Below are 21,480 nucleotides of genomic sequence, written 5' to 3' on the forward strand. Positions count from 1 at the left end.
GTGGAAAAGGCGTCAGCGAAGGACGCGTGGAGTCCCACCATCGGTGTCGAGGAGGAGTTCCTCCTGGTCGACGCGGTGACCGGCGTCGCGGTGAACCGGGCGGACGAGGTCGTGGTCGTCGCCAGGGAGCGGCTCGGCCTGGACCTGCAGCACGAGCTGACCGGCGCGCAGGTGGAGATCAACACGACGGTGTGCGTGGACGTGGAGCAGGCTCACCGCGAGCTGCTCGACCTGCGTCGCCAGGTGGCACTGGCCGCGAGAACGGTGGGGTGCCGGGCCATCGCCGTCGGTGCGCCACCGCTGGGACGCGCAACCGGTGAGATCACGGACAGCCTGCGGTTCCGGCGGATCGCCCGCGAGTTCGGTGCGCTCGCCGAGCAGCAGCTGATCTGCGGATGTCACGTCCACGTCGCCGTTCCCGACCGGGAGACGGCCGTGCAGGTGTGCAACCACGTGCGGCCCTGGTTACCCGTGCTGTCGGCGGTAACGGCGAACTCGCCGTTCTCCGACGGCGAGGACACGGGCTTCGCGAGCTGGCGTTCGACGATCTGGTCGCGTTGGCCGGTGTCCGGACCGCCGCCGGTCTTCACCTCGTGGCAGCACTACGAAGAGGTCAGTGACACGATGATCGCGGCGGGCACGGCGCTGGACCGGGCGATGGTCTACTGGGACGTCCGGCCCGCCACCGAACTGCCGACCGTGGAGGTGCGGGTCGCGGACGTCGCGGCGACCGCGGACGAGGCGGTGCTGCTCGCGGCACTCGTTCGCGCTCTGGTCGCTCAGGCCGTGGTCGACGTCGGACGCGGTGTGTCCGCAGAGGACGTTCCGCAGGAGACACTGAGACAGGCGTGCTGGGGCGTGGCCAACGAAGGCCTGCGGGGCAACACCTTCGACGTGCTGTCCGGCGAGCCCCGGCCGGTGCGCGATCAGCTGGACGACCTGGTGCGCCGCCTGACCCCGGTGCTGGAGGCCAACGGCGATCTCCTTGCGGTGCAACGAGGTCTGCGGCTGCTGGACAGCGAGGGATCCGGCGCCGATCGGCAGCGCCGCGCGTTCCGCGGCGGTCAGGTGGAGTCGTTGCTCGGCCTGCTGGACGTCGACAACGCCGACCGCGCCGAGCCCGACCAGAAGTGCTCCTGATCGCCGGTCATCGGTGGTGCGTACGATCGTGTGTGCCCGCCGTGGAGCGGGCACCAAGAAGAGCGTCCGAGGTCAAACAGCGAGCCTGTGGCGCATCGCGAGAGGGCGCGCCGTGAGCGCATTTGGCATGCACGAACAGACTGACGACGTACGAACACTTTTCGGGCATTCGGCGGCGGTGTTCGCGGCGTTCAGCGGACCGGCGCACGCAGTGGAGACCGCCAATCCGGCGTTCCTGGCCACCATCGGCGAGGACCGGACCCAGCTCGACGCCCTGCTGGACGAGGTCTTCCGCACGGGCGAACCGCGCACCGGGCGTGACGTCAAGGTCGTGCTGGACACCGGACCGCACGCGCGGGAGGCGTTCTTCGACCTCACCTGCGAACCGCGCAGGGACGCGACCGGCGACGTGGCCGGGGTGACCGTGATCGGCGTGGAGACCACGCAGATCAAGCACGCCCAGCGGTTGATGGCCGAGCACCGCGCGTTGCTCGAGCAGATCGCGCGGCAGGCCCCGCTGACCGAGGTGCTCGACGGGATGGCCCGCTGCATCGAGGAACTGGCGCCGGAGGACGTGCTCGTGTCCGTGCTGCTGGCCGAACCCGACGGACTGCACCTGCGCCACGGCGCCGCGCCCAGCCTGCCCGCCTTCTACAACGAGGCCATCGACGGCATCGCCACGGGCGAAGGCGTCGGCTCCTGTGGCACGGCGGCACACCGGCGGGAACCGGTGATCGTCACGGACATCGCCACCGACCCGTTCTGGGACGACTTCCGCCACCTGGCCGAGCAGGCCGGGCTGGGCGCCTGCTGGTCCACGCCGATCCTGGCGCGCGACGGCGGCCTGCTGGGCACGTTCGCGATGTACCACCGGGTCGCGCGCGTGCCGCAGGACACCGACCTGGCGCTCATCCGCGTCTTCGCCGGCACCGCGGCCCTGGCCGTCGAACGCCACCACACCGAACAGGCGAAGCAGGCGGCCGAAGCGCGCCTGGCCGAGGCGATGCGCGCGGAACGGGAACTGCGCGCCGACGCCGAGCAGCGCGCCACGGCGGCAGCCGAACTGGCCGCCCAGCTGCGCGCGGCCGCGGCGGAACAGGCGGGCACGCCACACCCCGAGCACTGCCAGCTCGGCGGCAGGTCGGAGTGCACGGCGGCGGCGGAGGTCAAGGTCGCCGACTCGTGGGGTGACGCGGCCTGGGGCTGCGCCGCCCACATCGAGGAAGCCCTCATCCACGTGCGGTCGGTGTTCATCGCCAGCGAGGAGCTGGGCGGGTTGGCCGCCTACCGGAACCGGTGACGTTCAGGTCCGTTTGACCGTGTCGAGCAGGCCGACGGCGATGTCGCGGAGCTTGGTGTTCTCGTGCTGGGACCGCTGCACCAGCATCGCGAACGCCTCCTCCGGCGTGCACGAGTGCACAGCCATCAGCGCGCCCTTCGCCTGCTCGATCGTGGCACGGGACTCGAGTGCGCGCTCCATGTGCTGGAGCTGGTCGCGCAGGCGTTGCCATCGCTGGGCGCTGACGATCGTGGCGGACGCGGCCGTGGTGAACAGCCGCATGAGACCCTCGTCGAAGGGGTCGAACGCGGTCGCGGAGTAGCTGTAGATGTTGAGCGTTCCCACGTGCTTCGCCTCGGTGGTGTCCGACGCGGGAAGGACGACGGGAACCGACAGGTATGCACGAACACCGGCCTCGTCCGCGGCGGCCTCGAACTCCGGCCACACGTCGCCGTGCTCACCCACGACCGCACGGACCGCTTCCAGGGTCTGCGCCGACTGCAGGCACGGCCCGCGCCGGGCGCTGTACTGCTTCTCGTCGACCTCGATCAGACGGGAATCCGTCGTCGCGGCCGTGCGCGGATGCTCAGGCGTCATCACGGTGACGGTCACGGCGTCAGCGTCCGGCACCGCCCTGGCCGCCGTCTCCGCGAGCCGCTGGAGCGCCTCGTCCAACGGCTCGTCGCCGGTGAAGACCTCACGCAGCACCTCGAGCGCGTCAGCGGTCTCATCGAGACGCACGAGCGGATCAGGACGATCTTCGCCCACCGAGCGTTCCTGCTCTTGTGCACCGTCTGCCATGCCGCGGCACCCCCTTCGCCATCCGTGGAGTCCACGGCGCCGGCTGCTTGACGCACGTTCAGCGCATCGTACGGCCAGGGACCGTCGGCAAAGGGAGTCGGGCAAGCGGAGCTCATCTGAAACCTGGACCGGCGACGGGACGCTGGAGTGTTCAACGTCCGGTCACCGGTCCAGGCCGGACCGCCCGAAGGCGGGCCTCCAGTGCGTGCACGCGTGCACGGCGATCCTTCAATACCCCGCTGTTGTGCAACTCAAGCGACGTCGACCGCTTCGGTCCATCTCAATCCGGTACCGAAGCATCCGGGAGCTCAACGCGCCCTGCCACCTGTCTGCGGAACCAGGTGCGAGCCGAGCGCTTCGTCGTAGCTGTGAATCAGATCGCCGGCGATGCGGTCCCACGTGTACCGGACGCACACCCGGTCGCGGGCGAGCACGCCGAGCAGTTCCCGCTTCGTCGGAGCGGCGAGAAGTGCGCGCAGGGTCCGGATCAGGCGAAGCACGTTGCCCTGCGGCACGTACAGGCCGGTGACGCCGTGCACCATCATGTCGCTGGGGCCGCCAGGCAGGAACTCGACGACCGGAACACCGCACGACATCGCTTCCAGGGTCAGGCTCTGCTGTTCGGCGGACAAGCCGGTGCAGACGGCGACGTCGGCAGAGCGCAGAAGTGCCGCACGACTTCGCGCTGAACCTCCGATGGTCGCGAACTCCGTGTCCGGAACCAGGTCGGCGACGCCAGACCCGTTGCCCGGCAACGGCTCTCCCAGCCACACGACGCGTTGCGGTGGCAGGCGGGGCGCGTCGGAGTCGTCCGGTTGGAACAGTTCGGTGTCCACACCCGGCGGCACCACCCAGATGCGGGACCGTCGAACACCAGCGCTCATCAGTGCGGCGGCCTGGCGTTCGGTCGTGGCGATGACGCCGTCCGCCGAGTGGTACAGCGCCAACTCGTCCGAGGTGGGCCGCTCCCCGGACTCGTGGGCGGTCTGCACGACGGTGACCTCGGCCTGACGTGCGCTCAGCGAGCTCACCAGACCGGAACTCGTGGACAGCGAGTGCACGACGTCCGGCTTGCCCACCTGCCACTGCGCGACGAGCGCGTCGACGAACTCCGCCGGGTTCGGTGGCAGGTGCGTGACGGCGTACCCATTTGGCTGTCCAGGCAAGGCCGGGTCGGAGTGACCGGCGTACACGTGCACCTCGTGGCGCTGCCGGGAGAGCGCCGCCGCCAGTTCGGCGACGCGGAGTCCGCGCGAGTCGGCGGTCAGGGGACTGGCGTCGAGGGACACCAACGCGATCTTCACCGGGAAGGCTCCTTCGGAGTGCTCGGCAATCGGGAACCGAGCTGTGGCCTCAACCCGTCTGATGTTGACCGACTACCCACCCGGACGAGCACTCAAACCCCGTTTCAGCCGACTGTCCGGCCGCCAGCCGGTCCAGGGCTCGTGCGGAGGGCGACCCGGCGTCGGCGGTGATCAGCACGACCTCCTGGTCGTCTTCCGGCACGAGGAGAACGTCGCAGTTCAACCGCAGCGCGCCGGCCTCCGGGTGCTGGATGGTCTTGGTGCGGTGGCCGGGGGCGTGCACCGGACGTGTCTGCCAGATGTGCCGGAACTCCTCGCTGCCCGCGTGCAGTTCGGCCAGCAGTGCCGTCAGCCGCGGGTCGTGCGGATAGCGGTCCGCGGCTCGCCTGAGCCGGGCGACGACGACGTGCCCGAACTCCTCGGCGCTGGAGCTCTCGTACGCCGGTGGCTGTCCGAGGAAGCGCCGTCGGGCCAGGTTCGCACTCCCGCCGCGGAGGTCGCCGAGCAGCACCTCGGCCAGCGGGTTCCAGGCGACGACGCCGTACGACGCGTCGGTGACGATGGCACCGGTTCCCGGCAACCGCTCCAGCATGCGCGCCACGTGCGGACGGACCCCGCGCACGGCTCTCCGAGCGGGTGGCACGCTCGACCCCGCGAGGCCGAACAGGTGACTGCGTTCGGCGGGGGTGAGCAACAGGGCGTCGGACAGCGAGTCCAGGATCCTGGCCGACGGGCGCGGGCCTCTCGCCTGCTCCAGCCGCGTGTAGTAGTCGGCCGACATGTGGGCGAGGTCCGCGACCTCCTCGCGCCGCAGTCCCGGTGTCCGCCGGTCGGTGCCCGCCGGGGTCAGCCCGACCTCGTGCGGGCGCAGCGCCGCCCGGCGTTCCCGCAGGAAAAGGGCCAGTTCCTGCCGCGCCATGACACCTCCGCACCTCACTGCCTGGTACAGGTTATCCCTGGCAGGTCGCCCGCGACCGGGTTGTGATGGTCGGCATGAACACCGCTCTGGTCACCGGCGCCAACAAGGGCATCGGCAAGCACGTCGCCCGCCTGCTCGTCGCCGAGGGCTTCACCGTCCACGTGGGATCGCGCGACCCGGAGCGCGGGCAGCGGACCGTCGACGAACTCGGACCCGCGGCCCGTCTCCTCGTCCTCGACGTGACGGACCCCGGCAGCATCGCCCAGGCCGCGGCTCGGGTGGACCACCTGGACGTGCTGGTCAACAACGCCGGGATCGGCACCTCCCTCGCCACCCCCGCCGAGACCGCCCTCGACGACCTCCGGCGCACCTTCGAGACCAACGTGACCGGGGTCGTGGCGGTGACCAACGCCTTCCTGCCCGCCCTGCGCCGCTCCGGGCACCCGCGCGTCGTCAACGTCTCCAGCGGCACCTCGTCGCTGACCTGGAGCACGAACCCCAACCCCCAGTTCCCCCACGGCAACGGCGGCGCGGCGGCCTACCGCGCGTCCAAGGCCGCGCTCAACGCCCTCACGGTCTTCTACGCCCAGACGCTGGCCGACGAGGGCTTCAAGGTCAACGCGCTCGCCCCCGGCCTGCGGGCCACCGACCTCAACCCCCGGGCCGCCGCGTCCGGTGGGGACCCGGCCGAGGCCGCGGCGGGGGCCGTTCGTCTCGCCCTGCTGCCCGATGACGGTCCCACCGGAGGGTTCTTCTCCTGGGACGGCACGACCGTGCCCTGGTGACGGCCCTCGCGGGCCGAACGAGGGCTGGACCGTTGCCGCTGCTGTCCACTGTGGAGGATGGAACGGCTCTTGCCCGGCAGTACGTGTCCGGGACCGCGGCGCTCGTTGTGGGCTGTTCGACAATCCCGATGACCGCGCGGCGGGAGTGTGGTTTGCTCTCGTCAAGTGATCGATGTCGACAGTCCGGCACGTACAGCCGCAGTGGTGGTCGCGGTGGTGGTCAGCACCGGAGGCGCCGTCCAGGCGCGGCTCAACGGAGAACTCGGCGCCCGCATCCACGACGGGATCGCCGCCCCGCTCATCACCACGGCGATCGGTCTGGTCCTCCTCGCGGTGGTCATTCCCTCACTGCCTGCCGGACGTCGTGCGCTCGGGGAAGTCCGGGCGGCGTTCCGGACGGGAACACTGCGCTGGTGGCACGGACTGGGCGGCATGTGCGGCGCGTTGTTCGTGGCCAGCCAAGGACTGAGCGTCGGTTCGCTCGGCGTCGCGGTGTTCACCGTGGCGGTGGTGGCGGGCAACACTTCCGGCAGCCTGCTGATCGACCGGTGGGGACTCGGGCCCAGCGGTCGCCACCCGGTCACTAGTGCCCGGCTCGGCGCCGCCGCGGTGTGCGTCGCGGCCGTCGCGATCGCCGGTGGCGGACGGCTGGACGCGCAGGGAACGGTCCTGATCCTCCTGCCGCTGATCTCCGGTGCCGTGCTCGCCTGGCAGACAGCGGTCAACGGCAGGGTCGGCGCTGTCGGTTCCGTCATGGCGGCCACGTTGCTCAACTTCGTGGTGGCGGTGCTGACGCTGACGGCGATGTTCCTGGCCGAGGTCGCGGTGCGCGGCTTGCCGGCCGGAGTGTTCCCGCGCGAACCGTGGCTCTACAGCGCCGGGCTGATCGGCATCAGCCTGATCGTGGTGGCGGCCGCTGTCGTCGCCCGCACCGGCGTGCTGGTGTTCGGCCTGGCGAGCGTGTCCGGGCAGCTGCTCGGCGCGGCGGGAGTCGATCTCGTTGTGGGGGATCGGATCGGCGTTGCGACGTGGATCGCGCTCGGCCTCACCTTCGCGGCCGTGGTGATCGCGACCAGAGCGCGCTCCGGTTCGGCGTAGCTTCTCGTTGGCGTGGAAAGACTTCTCGGCGGTGAAACGCCTCTGACGCTGCGTGACGACCATTCGCCCCCTTTGCCGCGTCTTCACCGCATTCGTCCGGTAAATGAGCAACGTCAACCGTCAAGAGCGTGGGACCGCTTCACGCCAATGGCGGGTGAGTGGCCGCGACGGCCTTCCTTACGTTGGGTGGTGGAACCGGAGGTTCCATTCTTCGCACCCTGCAAGCGAGGAGAACCCATGTTCAAGAAGTTCGTCCTGTCCGTCGCGCTCGCGGCGGCCACGACCGCCGTCGCACCACTGGCCGCCCAGGCGTCGGTCGGTGAAGCCCCGATCACCGCGGCGGCGGTCAACGTCTACTACGACACCAGCAGCGCCCCCACGTTCGCGAGTGCCATCCGGCAAGGCGCGGCGAACTGGAACGCGCGGGTGTCCAACGTGAAGCTGGTGGAGAACCGCAGCGCGGCCACCCTGCGCTACCGCGAGGGCAACGACCCGCGCGGTTCGTACGCCTCCACCAACGGCCACGGCAGCGGCACCATCTTCATCGACTACACGCAGGCGCAGCAGTACTACGTCACCCGCATCACCGCGCACGAGACCGGGCACGCCCTCGGCCTGCCCGACCACTACAGCGGCCCGTGCTCCGAGCTGATGTCGGGCGGCGGTCCTGGCACGTCGTGCAGGGTCGCCACGCCGAACTCCGCCGAGGCGTCCCGGGTGAACTCCCTGTGGGCCAACGGGTTCGTCGGCACCTACGAGTGGAAGGTGATCTACGAGCAGATCCCCGTCCACTCCTGATCGCGCATGACCGCGAGGCCTGGGTCTCCTGTGGACCCAGGCCTCACCTCACCCGTCGGCGAGGCGTTGGATGGTGGCGCCCATCCAGGCTTCGAGTTCCGCGGGATCGCCGAGTTCGGAGCGCAGGACTCGACGACGGGTGGTCACGCCGAGGACGAACGCGTCGATGGCCGCCGCCCTGCCGAGTGCTTCCGCGTCGGTCAAACCGCTGTCGCGCAAGTAGTTCCGCAGCGGCAGCAGGGATTGTGTGTCGAGGAAGGTGGCCAGCGCTTCCGCCGCCTCTGGGCGGTCGCCGGACGCGCGGTGCAGCACCAGCAACGGGTCTTCCCCCGGCTGGCCGAACCAGCGTTGGACGATGTTCGCCGCCAGTCGTGAGCCCAGTCCTGAGCAGTCGCCGTCGAACGAGTTCTCGACGGGGATCTCCACCTGGGCCGCCGCGAGGAACAGACCGTCCTTGCCGCCGAAGTAGCGGGTGATCAGGTTCGGTGACACGCCGGCGGCGTCCGCGACGCCTTTGACCGTGACCGCTGTGTATCCGTGCTGCGCGAATTCACGTCGTGCGTTCTCGAGGATCCGTGCCTTGGTCGTGGCGGCGTCTCGCGGCGTCATGTGTACGACGATACACAACGATGTGTATCGTCGTACACATGACTGACGAGATCCGTGAGCGACTCAGCCGGACGCGACGTGTGCCGACGCCCTGGAACGACGACCCGGCGCGGGGCCTCGGCGGTGCTCGTCTCGACGGGCTGCTCGACCGGTGGGCCAACGGCTATGACTGGGCCGTTCACGAACGCCGGATCGGGGAGCTTCCCTGGGAGGCGGTGGGGGAGAACGACCTTCGCGTGATCCATCAGCGTGCCGCGGATCCCGATGCCCCGGTCGTGGTCCTGTTGCACGGCTGGCCGGACTCCGTGCTGCGGTTCGAGCGAGTCCTGCCGCTGCTCACCGACGTGCACGTGGTGGTGCCCGCGTTGCCGGGCTTTCCCTTCGCTCCAAAGCTCGACACCGCAGGCATGTCGGCGGGCCGGATCGCCGGACTGATCGCGGCCGGGCTGGCCGAGCTCGGATACGAGCGGTACACGGTGTCCGGCGGCGACGTGGGCGGGACCGTGGCGGAGATCCTCGCGACCGAACACCCGGACCGCGTGGCCGCCCTGCACCTCACGAACGTCGCTCCACAGCGGGCTTTGACCGCGGACCCCGCCGGGCTCGCTCCCGATACGGCGGCCTATCTCGACCGCACGGCACAGTGGTTCCGCACGGAAGGCGCGTACATCGCAGCTCAGTCGACCCGGCCGACCACGCTCGCCGTCGCGCTGGGTGACTCGCCCGCGGGCTTGGCGGCGTGGCTCGCCGACAAGCTGGAGTCGTGGTCGGACGACTCGGCCTTCACCGACGACGAGTTGCTGACCTGGATCACCGCCTACTGGGTCACCGGCACGATCGGCACCTCGTTCTCCACCTACACCGAACGCGGCGGCCTGCCTGGCCGGATCGAGGTTCCCACTGTGCTGTCGGTGTTCCCGCGCGACATCAAGCCGGAGCCGCGGAGCTACGCCGAGTCCTTCTTCGACGTGCTCGAGTACGTGGAACATGCCGCCGGCGGTCACTTCGCGGCGTGGGAACAGCCCGCGGCCTACGTCCAGGATCTGCGCCGCGCGATCGAACTGGGCAGTCAGCCCCTCTGACCGTCTCAGAGCGGATCGGCCAGCAGGCTCACGAATCCGTCGAGGTTGTCCTCCATCATCAGGTGCGCGGCGTTGGGCACGACACGCACGTCACAACCGGTCGCGCGCAGGGCATCGAGGTCCTCGCCGCTCAGCTCGCCCGAGATGTAGCGCTTGGGCGCGGACACCGCGGTCAGTTGCGCGCGGAAGGTGGCCGGCCTGTCCGCCAGCAACGACACCGCTGTGCGGTGCAGCCCGCGTGGTGACCACCGGCGCAACGTCCTGGCGTTCATCGTGGTGTCGTCCGGGTCGATGACGCTGTGCATCCCACGGGCGACGAAGGTGTCCTCGTCGAAGCTCGCGATCCGCGCTGACATCGTGCCGACGCCGGGGTCGAGGTTCGGCTCGGCCACGATCAACCCGCCGACCAGGTCGGGGCGCTGGGCGGCCAGGCTGATCGCGATCGAACCGCCGAGCGAGTGCCCGACGAGCGTGATCGTGTGCAGCCCGAGCGCGTCGATCGCCGCGGCGACAACGGATGCGTGCTCGTCGATCGTGTGGCCGAAGGCGTCGTCGTGGTCGCTCCATCCGCTGCCCACGAGGTCGACGAGCACGTGTCGGCCCCGGCCCGCGAGCGCTGGGTGGCCGATGACCGGCGCGAACGAGACGGTGCTCGCCAGTCCGAGGCCGCCGAGGTAGACGTTCGCGCGGCCATCGGCCGCGCCGACGTCGAGGCAGGCGACTTGCGCGCCGGATGCGGTGACAGGCAGAAGCTTCACGTCGCCATTGTCCGGGATCGCTCAGGGGCCTCGAACGGCCCGGTCAGCCCTCGGGAACAGGCAGTGGCAGCGCGACCAGTTCGCGTGCCTCGGCGGGAGGGACGCCGAGCATGCACAGGAGTTGTTCGGCGAGCTGGTCGTACACGGTGTCGTGGTCGAAGTCGGGGTCGGTCAACGAGAGGTGCAGCGCCGCCAGCAGGGCACCGGCCACTGTGGACATCGCGAGTTTGGGGTTGGCGACGTGGAAACGTCCCGCTTCGACGCCGGCGATGATGTCGCGCAGTGCGCGTGGGGCGAGTCCACGGCCGGAGTCCAGGTACGCGACGCCGTGGCGCACCATCACCTGGGCGATCTGGGGTCGCTGCAGCGCCAGCCGTCCGGCCAGGCGGACCGACTGGGCGAACTCGGCGGCCGGGTCCTCGACGGTGCTGCCCAGTTCGTCGAGTCGCGCGCCCATCTCCTCCATCGCGTCCTCGACGGCCGCGGTGAACAGGTCACCCTTGGTCGGGAAGTGGTTGTAGAACGAGCCGAAGCCGACATCGGCGGCGTCGGTGATGTCCTGGATGCTCGACTGGTGGGCTGTGCCCTCGGCGAGCATCGCGCGGGCCGCGTCGAGGAGCTTGCGCCGGGTCTGCGCCTTGCGGCGGTCGAGGCGGCTGCCGGTCTCGGGGCGGCTGGTGGTCATGGCCTGAGATCCTACGTCATGACAGTACTGATGAAATCATCAATTAGCCCCTGACGTGCCTCGACTCCGTAATTGATAGTTTCATCAGTAGTGAGCAAACGAGCAGTCGGGAGGGTGGGCCATGGTCCACAGGGACCTGCACAGCCAGGACGGCGCGCATCGCGGTGAGCACACCGGGCGTGCTCGCAACCCGGTGGTGAAGGTGCTCGACCTGGCGTGGCTGGTGTTCGAGAAGCCGGACCTGGACCGGGCGGAGGTGTTCGCCAGGGACTTCGGCTTCACCGTGTCGTCCCGCACGCCTGACGAGCTGCGGTTGCGCGGCACGCTCGCGGGCACGGACGCGGTGGTGATCCGGCGTGGCCCGCGGTCGCGGTTCGTCGGTCCCGTGTTCCGGGCGGCGGAGTCGTCCGACCTGGACCGGCTCGCCCGGCACGCGGGCACCGAGGTCCGTCCGCTCGGAGCGGGCCGGATCGTCGACCTCGTCGACCCCAGCGGTATTCCGGTGAGCGTGGTGCACGGAGCCGATGCCGGTTCGCTGCTGCCTGGCCAGACCCCGTTGCGGCACAACACCGGTGGATCGCCACTGCGGGTCAACGCGACGCAGCGTCCGGCGCGGGAACCGGCCAGGGTGCAGCGGCTGGGGCACGTGGTGCTGCAGACGCCACGTTTCCTGGCGGCGCTGGACTGGTACCTCGACACGCTCGGGATGATCGTCAGCGACTTCCTGTTCCTGCCGGGGCAACGCGACCTCGGGCCCACGATGGCGTTCCTGCGGTGCGACCGGGGCGACACGGTGGCCGATCACCACACACTCGCGATGCACCTCGGTCCGGAACTCGGTTACGTGCACTCCGCGTACCAGGTGACCGACCTGGACGCGTTGGCCGCGGGCGGGGAGTACCTGGCAGAGCGCGGCTACCGGCGGTCTTGGGGGATCGGCAGGCACATCCAGGGCAGTCAGCTGTTCGACTACTGGCGTGACCCGGACCGGTTGATGGTCGAGCACTTCGCCGACGGGGACGTGTTCGACTCGTCCCTCGAACCGGGCTGGGCGCCGATGTCGGCCTCCGGCCTGGCCCAGTGGGGACCACCCGCCACCCGTGACTTCCTCGGCACCACACCGTCTCCGGCGAAGCTGCGCGCGGTGTTGGCTGCGTTGCGCGACGAGGACACCGAACTGACGGCGGCCCGTTTGCTGGCCCTGATGAAGGCGATGTCCCGATGACGACAACGGTTCTGCGCACGATGGACGGCTGGTGGGTCGAACGGCCAGGTGGACGAGCCGCGAAGGTGTCCACCTCCGCCGAGACCACCGCCGAACTGCTCGCCGACCGCGCGGCCGTGGACGCCGCCACCGAGCCGACGGCGGACGTGGCCGAACTCGACCTGCTCTCGCCGGTCACCGCGCCGTGCCGGGTGGTCGCCCAGATGGTCAACTACCGTTCGCACGCCAGGGATTCCGGCTTCGACCCCGACACCGTGCCGCCGACGTTCTTCCGCAAGGCCTCCGGCTCGATCGCGGGGAGCACCGCCACGATCGTGCGGCCGCCGCACGTCGCGCTGCTGGACTACGAGGTCGAACTCGGACTGGTGCTCGGCGCGCGGCTGCCGGTCGGCACGGCGGTGACCGCGGCGAGCCTGCCGCGGTACGTGGCCGGGCTGGTGGTGGCCAACGACGTCAGCGCCCGCGACGTCCAGCTGACCAAGGGGCAGTTCTACGAGAGCAAGTCCTACCCGACGTTCACCCCGGTCGGTCCGCGGCTGGTGTTGCTGCAGGACGACGAGTTCGCACACCTCGAGCGGCTGCGGCTGCGCCTGTCGGTCAACGGCGAGGTGCGCCAGGACCGCACGGTCGCCGACATGATCGTGCCCCCGGCGCGGGCGCTGACCTTGCTCTCCCGCTTCCAGGAGCTCGCGCCGGGAGACCTGCTGCTGACCGGAACTCCCGGCGGGACGGCGCTGAAGGCACCACCGAAACCGGTCGAACGGATCGCCGCGCTGCTGCCGCCCGCGGTCAAGTGGAAGCTCTTCCTCAAGGGACAGGCGAAGAACCACCAGTACCTCCAGCACGGTGATCTGGTCAGCGCCTCGATCGCCACCGACGACGGCGCCCTCGACCTGGGCGCGCAGCGCAGTCCGGTGGAGCATCGATGACCACGTTCGACGTGGTCGTCGTCGGGGCCGGTCCGGTGGGACTGACCGCCGCGCTGCTGCTGGCCCGGCGCGGCGTCACCTGCCTGGTGCTCGAACGCCATCCGGAGCCGTATCCGTTGCCGCGCGCGGTGCACCTCGACGGCGAGGTGGTGCGGATCCTGCAGGAGGCGGGGGTCGCCGACGGCTTTCGCGGCATCAGCAGGCCCATGCCGGGACTGCGACTTCTCGACGGTGGGCTGCGCACCCTCGCGGAGTTCCGCCGCGACGATCCGATCGGGTCCTCCGGTCATCCCCAGGCGTCCATGTTCGACCAGCCCGATCTGGAGGCGCTGCTCGTCGCCGCGGCCGAGGAGTCGCCGCACATCACGACGTTCCGGGGTGCCGAGGTGACCGGTGTCGCTCATCTGTCTGCCGGCGCGGTCGTGAGCTACGAGCGTGGCGGGCGGCGGTACCGGGTTCAGGCGGCCGCTGTGCTCGGCTGTGACGGTGCGGGCAGCACGGTGCGCGCCGCGCTCGACTTCGGCTTGCGCGACTTGGGTTTCACCGAACCGTGGCTCGTCGTGGACGTCCGCTCTCCGGCGCCGCTGCCGATGTGGGAGGGCGTGCACCAGGTGTGCGATCCGCGGCGCGCGGCCACGTTCATGCACCTGGTGGGAGACCGCTATCGGTGGGAGTTCCGGGTTCTGGACACCGACGACATCGCGGAGCTCACCACACCGGCGGGCGTCGCGCGGCTGCTCTCGCCGTGGTTCGGCGAACGCAATTTGGCCGAGGCGGAGCTGGTGCGCACCACGACCTACACCTTCCAGGCCAAGGTCGCCGAACGCTGGCGGGAGCGCAGGGTCTTCCTGCTCGGCGACGCCGCCCACCAGACGCCGCCGTTCGTGGGGCAGGGACTCGGTTCCGGACTGCGGGACGTGCACAACCTGGTGTGGAAGCTGGCGCTGGTGCTGCGTGACGAGGCCCCCGACCAGTTGCTGGACACCTACCAGGCCGAACGCGAACCGCACACCGTGCGACTCATCCGCCAGGCGATCGTCGTGGGCTGGGCGCTGACCGGCGGCAGTGGCCGCACCGCGGTTCTGCGGCGCGAGATCGTCCGCCGGCTGTCCCGATTCCCCGGCGTCTCCCGCATCGCGCTTTCCGCTGAATCACCGAGGCTGCGCTTGCGCCGGGGCGGTTCGCCGTTGGTCGGACGCCTCTGCCCGCAGCCGCCCGCCGCAGATGGCCGATGGTTCGACGACATGCTCGGCGACGGCTTCGCGTTGCTGACCATGGATCCGATGGCGCGACCTCCGCACGGCCTCACCGTCGTGCCCGTCGAGCGGCACAGCGTGCTGGGGGAGTGGCTGACCGGAGCTCGCGCCAGAGCCGTCCTGGTGCGCCCTGACCGGGTGATCTGCGCGGCCGCACGGACCTGCACCGAGATAGGAGCACCCGCATGACCGGCTGGCTCGACGTCCACGCCCACTACCTCACCCCGCACTACGCGGAGCGGTGCCGTGCGGCGGGACACGCCAGGCCCGATGGCATGCCCGCGTTGCCCGACTGGAGTGCCGACGCCGCCGTCGAGCTCATGGCCACCACCGGCGTGGCCGCCGCGGTGCTCTCGGTGTCGTCGCCCGGCGTGCACTTCGCCGGAGACTCGCTCACCAGGAACCAGGCCGCGCGCGACCTGGCGTGCCACGTCAACGACGAAGGCGCGCAGGTGGTCGCCCGGCGACCGAGCCGGTTCGGGCTGGCCGCCACGCTGCCACTGCCCGACGTCGACGGCGCGCTCGCCGAACTGGCGCGGGCGTTCGACGAACTCGGCGCCGACGCGATCACGTTGCACACTAACCAGAACGGCCGCTACCTGACCGATCCCGCGTTCGGCCCGGTGCTCGCGGAACTGGACGCCCGCGCCGCCGTGGTGACACTGCACCCGACCTCGCCGCCGGGCTGGGAACGCACCGCGCTGGGCAGGCCGCGTCCGATGGTCGAGTTCCTGTTCGACACCACCCGCTGCGTCCTCGACCTCGTTCTGAGCGGCACGCTGGACCGCCACCCGCACATCCGCTGGATCGTCCCGCACGCCGGGGCGGTGCTGCCGGTCCTGGCCCACCGCGCGGCAGGAATGTCCTTCCTCACCGGCGATCCTGTCGACGTCCCGAGCGCTCTCGGCAGGCTCTATTACGACCTGGCAGGGGTTCCGCTGCCGGTGGCACTGGACGGCCTGCTCGCCGTGGCCGGGCCGGACCGGCTGCTCTACGGCAGCGATTTCCCCTTCACGCCGGCACCTCTGGTCGCGGGACTGGCCGAAGGGTTGCGACAGGCACCGGCCCTGCACGAGGCGTTGCTCAGCCCGGGACCGAACTCGCCGGGCGCAGCGTTGTTCCCGCGCCTCGCCACGGACGTCGAGGAGCACCGATGATCGCGAAGGACGAGACCGGGCCTACTCGCCGCACCGTGCTCAAACGCGTGGGGCTCGGCGTGGTCGGCGCCGGGGTGGTCGCGGCGGTGGGAGTGCCGGTGGTGAAGAACCTGACGAAGAAGGACCCGCCGGTCACGTCCCTGCCGCGCACAGCGCCGTTGCGGATCGACCAGGTCACCGTCGTCGATCCCCGGGACGGCAGCAGGAGTCCCGGGATGTCGGTCGTCGTCCGCGACGGCCGGATCGCCTCGGTGTCGGCCACAAAGGACACACCGGCTACCAAAGACATCTGGACCATCAGTGGCGCGGATCGGTTCGTGGTCCCCGGATACAACAACATGCACACCCACGTGCTCCAGGAAGAACGCGCGAGCCTGTTCCTGGCCACGATGCTCGCCGAGGGCACCACCGGCATGCGTCAGATGGCCGGCAACGACGACCTGTTGCGCTACCGGGCGGAGAGCCGCCTGCCGCTGGGCCTGCACGCACCAGGACTGCTCGGCATGCCCGGCGATCTCCTGATGCCGTGGAACGCCGGCTCGGTCGAGGAGGTCCGCGAGGAGATCACCCGCCAGAAGGACCTCGGCGCGGACTTCGTCAAGCTGATCTCCGTGGACCGCGACGTCTTCTTCGAGGCGGTCGAATGGGCCCACCGGCAAGGCATGAAGATCGCCGGGCACCTGCCGCCCTCGGTCAGTCCGAGCGAGGCCGCGCGGGCGGGCTACGACTCGATGGAGCACCTGGGCACCGGCAGTTGCATGTGGATCGAGTCGTCGTCCCAGGAGGAAACCCTGCGCGGGCAACAGGATCTCAGCGGACCGGTGCCGGGGTGGTTCGCGAACCTGCCGTTCGCCGGATGGCTCTTCTCCACCGACGTCGTCACGAACGTGACCGCGAAGATGCTGATCAACCCCGCGGTGTCCAACTCGCCGGAGTCGGTCGGCCTGATGCGGCGCGCGCTGGACTCCTTCGACGAAACAGCCGCGCAGGAGATGGTGCGGCACTTCGCGGAGAGCTCCACCTGGCAGACGCCGACCCTGGTCCGGCTCCGCACGCAGTACCTGGTCGACCATCCCGAGTACGACGACCACCCGTGGATGAAGATGTTGCCCGCGAAGACGGTCAGCGACTTCCGGGACGTGCGGGCGCAGTTCACCGCGCTGCCCGCCGACACCCGCGCCACCTACCACCGGTACTACGACATGTCCCTGCGCATGGTGAAGCGCCTGCACGACGCGGGGGTGCCGATCCTGACCGGAACGGACGGACCGGGCGCGAACCCGGCGGACCTGCACACCGAGTTCCGCGAGCTCGCCGCGGCCGGACTGCGACCACTCGACGTCCTGCGCACCGTCACCACGGAACCGGCCGCCTACCTCGGCCGCACCGACCGGATGGGCGCCGTCGCCGCCGGCATGGACGCCGACTTCCTGCTCCTCGACTCCGATCCGCTGGAGGACGTGCAGAACCTCGCGTCGATCGCCGCCGTGGTCCGGGCCGGTCACTTCCTGCCCCGGCAGCAGATCGACTCGGTCGTCGAGCAACTCCTCGCGGCGGCGCCGTGAGTTCGCGGGTCAGCGGCCGGAGGTGCTCCCCGCGGTCCCTGCCTCTACGGTGACGTCAGCGCTGGGACAGGGAGTTTTCGCATGGTGAGGCTGGACCGGCTGGTCAACGTTCTGGGCGGGTACGGGGTCCGGTTGTGTTGTTGCCCGGTGCCGCGATCGGCGGAACTGCGTGGAGTCGTGCTGCGCGATGCCGCGGACGACCGCGCCGAGGTCGGCGACGTGTACCTCGCCGTCGGTGCCGGGTCCGTGGCCGAGGCTGTGCGCGCGGCGGTGTCGGCGCGGTCCGTCGTGGTGCTCGTCCGAGGCGGCGAGGAGTTCCTGGCGGACGCCGTCGCGGTGGGGGAGTCCGAGGGTGTCGCGGTGATGCTGGCGGATCCGGCCCTGTCGTGGAGCCAGCTGGCGGGGGTCGTCTACGGCCTGGTGCTCGAAGGCAGGGAGACCGAGTCGGGACGCGGTCCCACCGACCTGTTCGCGTTGGCCGACAGCCTCGCCGCGGCCACCGGTGGCGCGGTGACGATCGAGGACCAGCTGTCGCGCGTGCTGGCCTACTCCGGCCCGCAACAGGAGGTCGACGCGGCACGCCTGGAGACCATCATGGGCCGGCAGGTGCCCGAGTGGGTTCGCGAGTTGTTCGACGCGGCGGGGGTGCGGGCGCACCTGCTCGGGTCCGATGAGCCGCTCTTCGTCGCCGGGGAGCCCGCGCGCGGACTGACCGGGCGGATGGTGGTCGCGGTCAGGGTGGGCAGGGAGTTGCTGGGGGCGATCTGGGTGGCCTGCCCGGCTCCGCTGGAAGGTGCTCGGCGCACCGCGCTGACCGACGGCGCCCGGATCGTGGCGCTGCACCTGCTGCGGCTGCGGGCCAGTGCCGATCTGGAGCGGCAGGTGGAGTCGGAGTGGGTGATCCGGCTGCTGGAGGGCACGGCGGACGCCGCGACGGTGATCAGCCAGCTCGGCTTGCCTCCAGGACCGGCCAGGGTGGTCGCGGTGCGCGCGCACGTCGGGGACGAGCGGCACGCGGCCGTGTTGCTGGCGTTCGAGCAGGCGACCACCGGGTTCGGCTGGTCGCGGCCGGGACGAAGCACGTTGGCGGGCAACAGCGTCTACACGATCCTGCCGGGCGAGAAGGTCGCTGCGGCGAGAGAGTGGTTGGCGGCGTTGCGGGCCGCGCTACCCGAGAACGTCAGCACGTCGGCGGGAATCAGCGCGGTCGCTGAGCCCGCGGACCTGCCCGCCGGCCGGCAGGAGGCGGACGAGTGCCTGGCGTTGCACGAGATGCGTGCCGGGGACACGGCTCCGCCCGCCTACGACGAGTCGTGGGACGAGATCCTGCTTCAGCGTCTGCGCACCGCGGCACGGGTCGGCCGGGCGTCGGCCCGCGGTCCCGTGGCCGACCTGCGCAGGCACGACAGCGAACTCGGCACCGACTACGTCGCGACGTTGCGCGCCTGGCTGGAGGCGCAGGGGGATCTGGCGGTGGCCGGTGAACGGCTCGGCGTGCACGGCAACACCGTGCGCAACCGGCTGCGCAAGATGGGCGAGGTGACGAACCTCGGGCTGGACGACGCCGCCAAGCGGGTCGCGATGCTGATCGACCTCGCGGCGACGGTGTCGGAAACCGACAATCGCTGAGCGGCAATTGTAGGAAGTGGACAACCGGTTCGACCTCCGTCCGCAGCATCCTGGAGTCGGGACGAGCGATGACAGGAGGTCGGGATGGACGAGCGCCTTGACGGTGGTCCGCGCTCAGCGGTGGTGGTCGGTGCGGGTGTCGTGGGCCTGTCGACGGCGTGGTTCCTGCAGGAACGCGGTGTGGAGGTGACCGTCGTCGACCGGACCGGAGTCGCGGCCGGCGCGTCCTGGGGCAACGCCGGGTGGATCGCACCCGGACTGGCGATCCCGCTGAACGAACCGGCGGTGCTGCGCTACGGGCTGCGGTCCCTGTTCAACCCGGACGCACCGCTGCACATCCCGCTGACCGCCGACCCGAAGCTCTGGTCGTTCCTGGCGCGCTTCGGCGCCCACTGCCGGTGGCCGTCGTGGACCAGGGCGGTGAAGGCGAACCTGCCCCTCAACGAGGAGAGCATCGAAGCCTACGACGTGCTGACCGCGAACGGCGTCGAAGCGCCCACGATCGACGCCCCGATCACCGCGGTCTTCACCTCTCCCGCACCGGCGGCAGGCCTGCTGCGAGAACTGGAACGGCTTGCGGCGGCAGGACAACCGGTCGACCACACCGCACTGTCCACAGCGGACGTGCGGGAACAGGTCCCGCTGGCGTCGGCCGCACTCGCCGCCGGTGTGCGCATCGACGGGCAGCGCTTCGTCGACCCTGGCGGCTTCGTGCAGGCGCTGGGCCGTGCCGTGGTCGCCCGTGGTGCCACGATCCGTTCTCTGGAGGTGGCCGACATCCGGGCGGACAACGCCGGTGTCACCGTGCGAGCGAAGGACGGCGACACCGTCTCCGCGAACGTGGCGGTGCTGGCCACCGGTGCCTGGCTGCCGAAACTCGCCGCACGAGCCGGTGTCCGCACGCCGGTCCAGGCGGGCCGCGGGTACTCGTTCACCGTTCCGACCCGGAAGCCGGTGCACGGCCCGGTCTACCTGCCGGAGGTGCGCGTGGCGTGCACGCCTTACCAAGGCGGTCTTCGCGTCGCGGGCACCATGGAGTTCCGCGATCCGGACGCGCCGGTGGACGAGGCGCGGGTGGACGCGATCATCTCCTCCGTCCGGCCGTTGCTGGACGGAGTGTGGTGGGAGGACCGCACCGACGTGTGGGTCGGTCCCCGTCCGGTCACTCCGGACGGTCGCGCGCTCATCGGTGTGACCCGCTCGCCGGGCGTCTACGTCGCGGGCGGGCACGGCATGTGGGGCCTGGCGCAGGGCCCGGTCACCGGACGGTTGCTGGCGGAGCAGATCACCACCGGCAAACAGCCCGCCGCCCTGCGCGAGTTCGACCCGCTCAGGTGACCGCCCCGTGGAACCCGAGCACACCGACCCGCTGACCGACGGCGAGCGAGCCGAACTGGCGTGGCTGCGCAAGGAGAACGACTTCCTCCGCGTCCAGCGCGACATCCTCCTGGGTGTGGCCACCGGTTACGCCCACGACTTCGAGGCGTTGCGGCGCCGCCACCACTGACCCCTTTCCTGTCCGTGCGGGTCGCGGGTCGACGAACCCGGCCCACGCGGACGCCCCGCCGTCAGGGCGGTACCTCCCCCAGGCCGCCCTGACGGCACTTACTCCTGCCACGGAGGCATGACATGACGAGTACGACCCCGCGCGTGTGGCTGAGCCCGCAGGCGCACCACCGGCTCCGCAACGAACTGATGACCCTGCTCTCGCCGATGCGCACTCGCCTGGGCGAGGAGTCCGGCGAGTCGGACTTCCTGTCCCAGCGGGATCGGGAGGCACGCATCCACCAGATCAAGGACCTCCTCGTCAACGCGATCGTGGGCGAGGACCCTCCGGACGACGGCATCGCCGAACCCGGCATGGTGCTCGCCGTCAGCTTCGACGACACGGGCGAGACGGAGACGTTCCTGCTGGGCGCACGCGGCGCGGAACACGGCACGATCGAGGTCTACTCGCCGGACTCCCCGCTGGGAGCGGCCGTGAACGGTGCCCGCCAAGGAGAGCAGCGCGCCTACCAGACGCCCAGTGGCGCCACGGTCCGCGTCACCCTGCTGAACGCGGTGCCCTACGGGCAGGTGCGTGAGGAGGAGATCCGGTGACACCGGCGCGTTGCGAGCCGTGGCAGGAGGCGTGCCGTGCTCAGTGACCGTGAACGCGAGACCTTGTGCGAGATCGAGCGCAACCTCAGTGAGGAGGACCCGAAACTCGCTGAAACCCTTAAGAGCGCGCGGTTGCGCGCCTCGCACGATCGCCACCGCCGCGCGTCCGGGGCTTTGCTGGTCGTCGCCGCGCTGCTGAGCGTCGTCGCGATGGCGCTCGGGCAGATGACCGGTGCGCTGGCCTGCGCGCTGGTCGCCGGGTGGGCCTGGGGAAGGTGGCAGCGCCGGACCCGATCCGGAACCCGCCGGAGCCGGGCGACTGACTGATCTCTTCACTGCTTTACTATGGTACTAGTAAAGC

General features: G+C 70.6%; 22 protein-coding genes. 16 read left to right on the forward strand and 6 right to left on the reverse strand.

Translation table 11 applies throughout. The features are described from left to right. Together ACH413_RS03480 and ACH413_RS03485 are read left to right on the forward strand one after the other, a co-directional pair. Positions 1 to 1,140: a glutamate--cysteine ligase gene (locus ACH413_RS03480; RefSeq protein WP_360030182.1), complete on the forward strand. Its 1,140-nt coding sequence runs from the start codon at positions 1 to 3 to the stop codon at positions 1,138 to 1,140. A gap of 127 nt (positions 1,141 to 1,267) precedes the next feature. Continuing rightward, entirely contained in the window at positions 1,268 to 2,440 is a 1,173-nt protein-coding gene (locus ACH413_RS03485) for a GAF domain-containing protein (protein ID WP_360030183.1), read from the forward strand. 3 nt (positions 2,441 to 2,443) lie between these two features. On the opposite strand, the gene ACH413_RS03490 is transcribed toward ACH413_RS03485, so the two are convergent. The 3 genes from ACH413_RS03490 to ACH413_RS03500 form a co-directional block, all read right to left on the reverse strand. Beyond that, positions 2,444 to 3,220 (reverse strand): GAF and ANTAR domain-containing protein, encoded by a 777-nt coding sequence (locus tag ACH413_RS03490; protein WP_360030185.1) that lies wholly within the window; start codon positions 3,218 to 3,220, stop codon positions 2,444 to 2,446. Between the two features lie 308 nt (positions 3,221 to 3,528). After that, positions 3,529 to 4,524, reverse strand: coding sequence for a glycosyltransferase (locus ACH413_RS03495; RefSeq protein ID WP_360030187.1), 996 nt, complete (start codon positions 4,522 to 4,524; stop codon positions 3,529 to 3,531). A 49-nt stretch (positions 4,525 to 4,573) separates the two neighbouring features. After that, on the reverse strand, positions 4,574 to 5,443 hold the full coding sequence (locus ACH413_RS03500; protein WP_360030189.1) for a helix-turn-helix transcriptional regulator: 870 nt from the start codon (positions 5,441 to 5,443) through the stop codon (positions 4,574 to 4,576). A 74-nt stretch (positions 5,444 to 5,517) separates the two neighbouring features. Here ACH413_RS03500 and ACH413_RS03505 point away from each other — a divergent pair, with 74 nt between their 5' ends. The 3 genes from ACH413_RS03505 (at position 5,518) to ACH413_RS03515 (ending at position 8,124) form a co-directional block, all read left to right on the forward strand. Then, positions 5,518 to 6,228 carry an SDR family NAD(P)-dependent oxidoreductase gene (locus ACH413_RS03505; RefSeq protein WP_360030191.1) on the forward strand — a complete coding sequence of 237 codons (711 nt, stop codon included), beginning with the start codon at positions 5,518 to 5,520 and terminating at the stop codon, positions 6,226 to 6,228. A gap of 165 nt (positions 6,229 to 6,393) precedes the next feature. Then, the gene (locus ACH413_RS03510) at positions 6,394 to 7,326 is read left to right on the forward strand and encodes a DMT family transporter (protein ID WP_360030193.1); all 933 of its coding nucleotides are present in this window, start codon (positions 6,394 to 6,396) and stop codon (positions 7,324 to 7,326) included. A gap of 237 nt (positions 7,327 to 7,563) precedes the next feature. Further along, positions 7,564 to 8,124 carry a snapalysin family zinc-dependent metalloprotease gene (locus ACH413_RS03515; protein WP_360030195.1) on the forward strand — a complete coding sequence of 187 codons (561 nt, stop codon included), beginning with the start codon at positions 7,564 to 7,566 and terminating at the stop codon, positions 8,122 to 8,124. Between the two features lie 48 nt (positions 8,125 to 8,172). Here ACH413_RS03515 and ACH413_RS03520 read toward each other — a convergent pair whose 3' ends face one another. Continuing rightward, positions 8,173 to 8,733 (reverse strand): TetR family transcriptional regulator, encoded by a 561-nt coding sequence (locus ACH413_RS03520; protein ID WP_360030198.1) that lies wholly within the window; start codon positions 8,731 to 8,733, stop codon positions 8,173 to 8,175. 38 nt (positions 8,734 to 8,771) lie between these two features. Here ACH413_RS03520 and ACH413_RS03525 point away from each other — a divergent pair, with 38 nt between their 5' ends. After that, a complete protein-coding gene (locus ACH413_RS03525; protein ID WP_360030199.1) occupies positions 8,772 to 9,815 on the forward strand; it encodes an epoxide hydrolase family protein in 1,044 nt (347 codons plus the stop codon). Positions 9,816 to 9,820: 5 nt separating this feature from the next. Here the strand turns inward: ACH413_RS03525 and ACH413_RS03530 are convergent, their stop codons facing one another. Then, positions 9,821 to 10,573, reverse strand: coding sequence for an alpha/beta hydrolase (locus ACH413_RS03530; RefSeq protein WP_360030201.1), 753 nt, complete (start codon positions 10,571 to 10,573; stop codon positions 9,821 to 9,823). 43 nt (positions 10,574 to 10,616) lie between these two features. Next, positions 10,617 to 11,258: a TetR/AcrR family transcriptional regulator gene (locus ACH413_RS03535; protein WP_360030203.1), complete on the reverse strand. Its 642-nt coding sequence runs from the start codon at positions 11,256 to 11,258 to the stop codon at positions 10,617 to 10,619. Between the two features lie 121 nt (positions 11,259 to 11,379). Between ACH413_RS03535 and ACH413_RS03540 the strand changes: the two genes are divergently transcribed. The 10 genes from ACH413_RS03540 to ACH413_RS03585 all read left to right on the forward strand — a co-directional run bounded on the left by ACH413_RS03540 (position 11,380) and on the right by ACH413_RS03585 (position 21,446). Next, positions 11,380 to 12,483: a VOC family protein gene (locus ACH413_RS03540; RefSeq protein WP_360030205.1), complete on the forward strand. Its 1,104-nt coding sequence runs from the start codon at positions 11,380 to 11,382 to the stop codon at positions 12,481 to 12,483. After that, entirely contained in the window at positions 12,480 to 13,412 is a 933-nt protein-coding gene (locus tag ACH413_RS03545; protein WP_360030207.1) for a fumarylacetoacetate hydrolase family protein, read from the forward strand. Before ACH413_RS03540 ends, ACH413_RS03545 begins: the two co-directional genes overlap by 4 nt. After that, positions 13,409 to 14,857: a bifunctional 3-(3-hydroxy-phenyl)propionate/3-hydroxycinnamic acid hydroxylase gene (locus tag ACH413_RS03550; RefSeq protein ID WP_360030208.1), complete on the forward strand. Its 1,449-nt coding sequence runs from the start codon at positions 13,409 to 13,411 to the stop codon at positions 14,855 to 14,857. The genes ACH413_RS03545 and ACH413_RS03550 overlap by 4 nt, the downstream gene beginning before the upstream one ends. Further along, complete coding sequence (locus ACH413_RS03555) at positions 14,854 to 15,825, forward strand: amidohydrolase family protein (RefSeq protein ID WP_360030210.1); 972 nt, start codon at positions 14,854 to 14,856, stop codon at positions 15,823 to 15,825. The genes ACH413_RS03550 and ACH413_RS03555 overlap by 4 nt, the downstream gene beginning before the upstream one ends. Continuing rightward, positions 15,822 to 17,390 carry an amidohydrolase family protein gene (locus ACH413_RS03560; RefSeq protein WP_360030212.1) on the forward strand — a complete coding sequence of 523 codons (1,569 nt, stop codon included), beginning with the start codon at positions 15,822 to 15,824 and terminating at the stop codon, positions 17,388 to 17,390. Before ACH413_RS03555 ends, ACH413_RS03560 begins: the two co-directional genes overlap by 4 nt. An 81-nt stretch (positions 17,391 to 17,471) precedes the next feature. Continuing rightward, positions 17,472 to 19,019, forward strand: a complete 1,548-nt coding sequence (locus ACH413_RS03565) for a helix-turn-helix domain-containing protein (RefSeq protein ID WP_360030214.1) — start codon at positions 17,472 to 17,474, stop codon at positions 19,017 to 19,019. An 84-nt stretch (positions 19,020 to 19,103) separates the two neighbouring features. Next, positions 19,104 to 20,357: an FAD-dependent oxidoreductase gene (locus ACH413_RS03570; protein ID WP_360030216.1), complete on the forward strand. Its 1,254-nt coding sequence runs from the start codon at positions 19,104 to 19,106 to the stop codon at positions 20,355 to 20,357. A 7-nt stretch (positions 20,358 to 20,364) separates the two neighbouring features. Next, a complete protein-coding gene (locus tag ACH413_RS03575) occupies positions 20,365 to 20,526 on the forward strand; it encodes a hypothetical protein (RefSeq protein WP_360030217.1) in 162 nt (53 codons plus the stop codon). 122 nt (positions 20,527 to 20,648) lie between these two features. Beyond that, positions 20,649 to 21,119, forward strand: a complete 471-nt coding sequence (locus ACH413_RS03580; RefSeq protein WP_360030219.1) for a GreA/GreB family elongation factor — start codon at positions 20,649 to 20,651, stop codon at positions 21,117 to 21,119. Positions 21,120 to 21,155: 36 nt separating this feature from the next. Continuing rightward, complete coding sequence (locus ACH413_RS03585) at positions 21,156 to 21,446, forward strand: DUF3040 domain-containing protein (RefSeq protein WP_360030221.1); 291 nt, start codon at positions 21,156 to 21,158, stop codon at positions 21,444 to 21,446. Positions 21,447 to 21,480 lie beyond the last annotated feature (34 nt).

Source organism: Lentzea sp. NPDC020367, assembly GCF_044387305.1.
Lineage (GTDB): Bacteria > Actinomycetota > Actinomycetes > Mycobacteriales > Pseudonocardiaceae > Lentzea.

What these genes read in the sequence shown, in the direction of transcription:
- ACH413_RS03485 (WP_360030183.1), top strand. Translation starts at nt 1,268, where the DNA reads ATGCACGAACAGACTGACGACGTACGAACACTTTTCGGGCATTCGGCG.
- ACH413_RS03490 (WP_360030185.1), bottom strand. Translation starts at nt 3,220, where the DNA reads ATGGCAGACGGTGCACAAGAGCAGGAACGCTCGGTGGGCGAAGATCGT.
- ACH413_RS03500 (WP_360030189.1), bottom strand. Translation starts at nt 5,443, where the DNA reads ATGGCGCGGCAGGAACTGGCCCTTTTCCTGCGGGAACGCCGGGCGGCG.
- ACH413_RS03505 (WP_360030191.1), top strand. Translation starts at nt 5,518, where the DNA reads ATGAACACCGCTCTGGTCACCGGCGCCAACAAGGGCATCGGCAAGCAC.
- ACH413_RS03515 (WP_360030195.1), top strand. Translation starts at nt 7,564, where the DNA reads ATGTTCAAGAAGTTCGTCCTGTCCGTCGCGCTCGCGGCGGCCACGACC.
- ACH413_RS03520 (WP_360030198.1), bottom strand. Translation starts at nt 8,733, where the DNA reads ATGACGCCGCGAGACGCCGCCACGACCAAGGCACGGATCCTCGAGAAC.
- ACH413_RS03525 (WP_360030199.1), top strand. Translation starts at nt 8,772, where the DNA reads ATGACTGACGAGATCCGTGAGCGACTCAGCCGGACGCGACGTGTGCCG.
- ACH413_RS03535 (WP_360030203.1), bottom strand. Translation starts at nt 11,258, where the DNA reads ATGACCACCAGCCGCCCCGAGACCGGCAGCCGCCTCGACCGCCGCAAG.
- ACH413_RS03540 (WP_360030205.1), top strand. Translation starts at nt 11,380, where the DNA reads ATGGTCCACAGGGACCTGCACAGCCAGGACGGCGCGCATCGCGGTGAG.
- ACH413_RS03545 (WP_360030207.1), top strand. Translation starts at nt 12,480, where the DNA reads ATGACGACAACGGTTCTGCGCACGATGGACGGCTGGTGGGTCGAACGG.
- ACH413_RS03550 (WP_360030208.1), top strand. Translation starts at nt 13,409, where the DNA reads ATGACCACGTTCGACGTGGTCGTCGTCGGGGCCGGTCCGGTGGGACTG.
- ACH413_RS03555 (WP_360030210.1), top strand. Translation starts at nt 14,854, where the DNA reads ATGACCGGCTGGCTCGACGTCCACGCCCACTACCTCACCCCGCACTAC.
- ACH413_RS03560 (WP_360030212.1), top strand. Translation starts at nt 15,822, where the DNA reads ATGATCGCGAAGGACGAGACCGGGCCTACTCGCCGCACCGTGCTCAAA.
- ACH413_RS03565 (WP_360030214.1), top strand. Translation starts at nt 17,472, where the DNA reads ATGGTGAGGCTGGACCGGCTGGTCAACGTTCTGGGCGGGTACGGGGTC.
- ACH413_RS03570 (WP_360030216.1), top strand. Translation starts at nt 19,104, where the DNA reads ATGGACGAGCGCCTTGACGGTGGTCCGCGCTCAGCGGTGGTGGTCGGT.
- ACH413_RS03580 (WP_360030219.1), top strand. Translation starts at nt 20,649, where the DNA reads ATGACGAGTACGACCCCGCGCGTGTGGCTGAGCCCGCAGGCGCACCAC.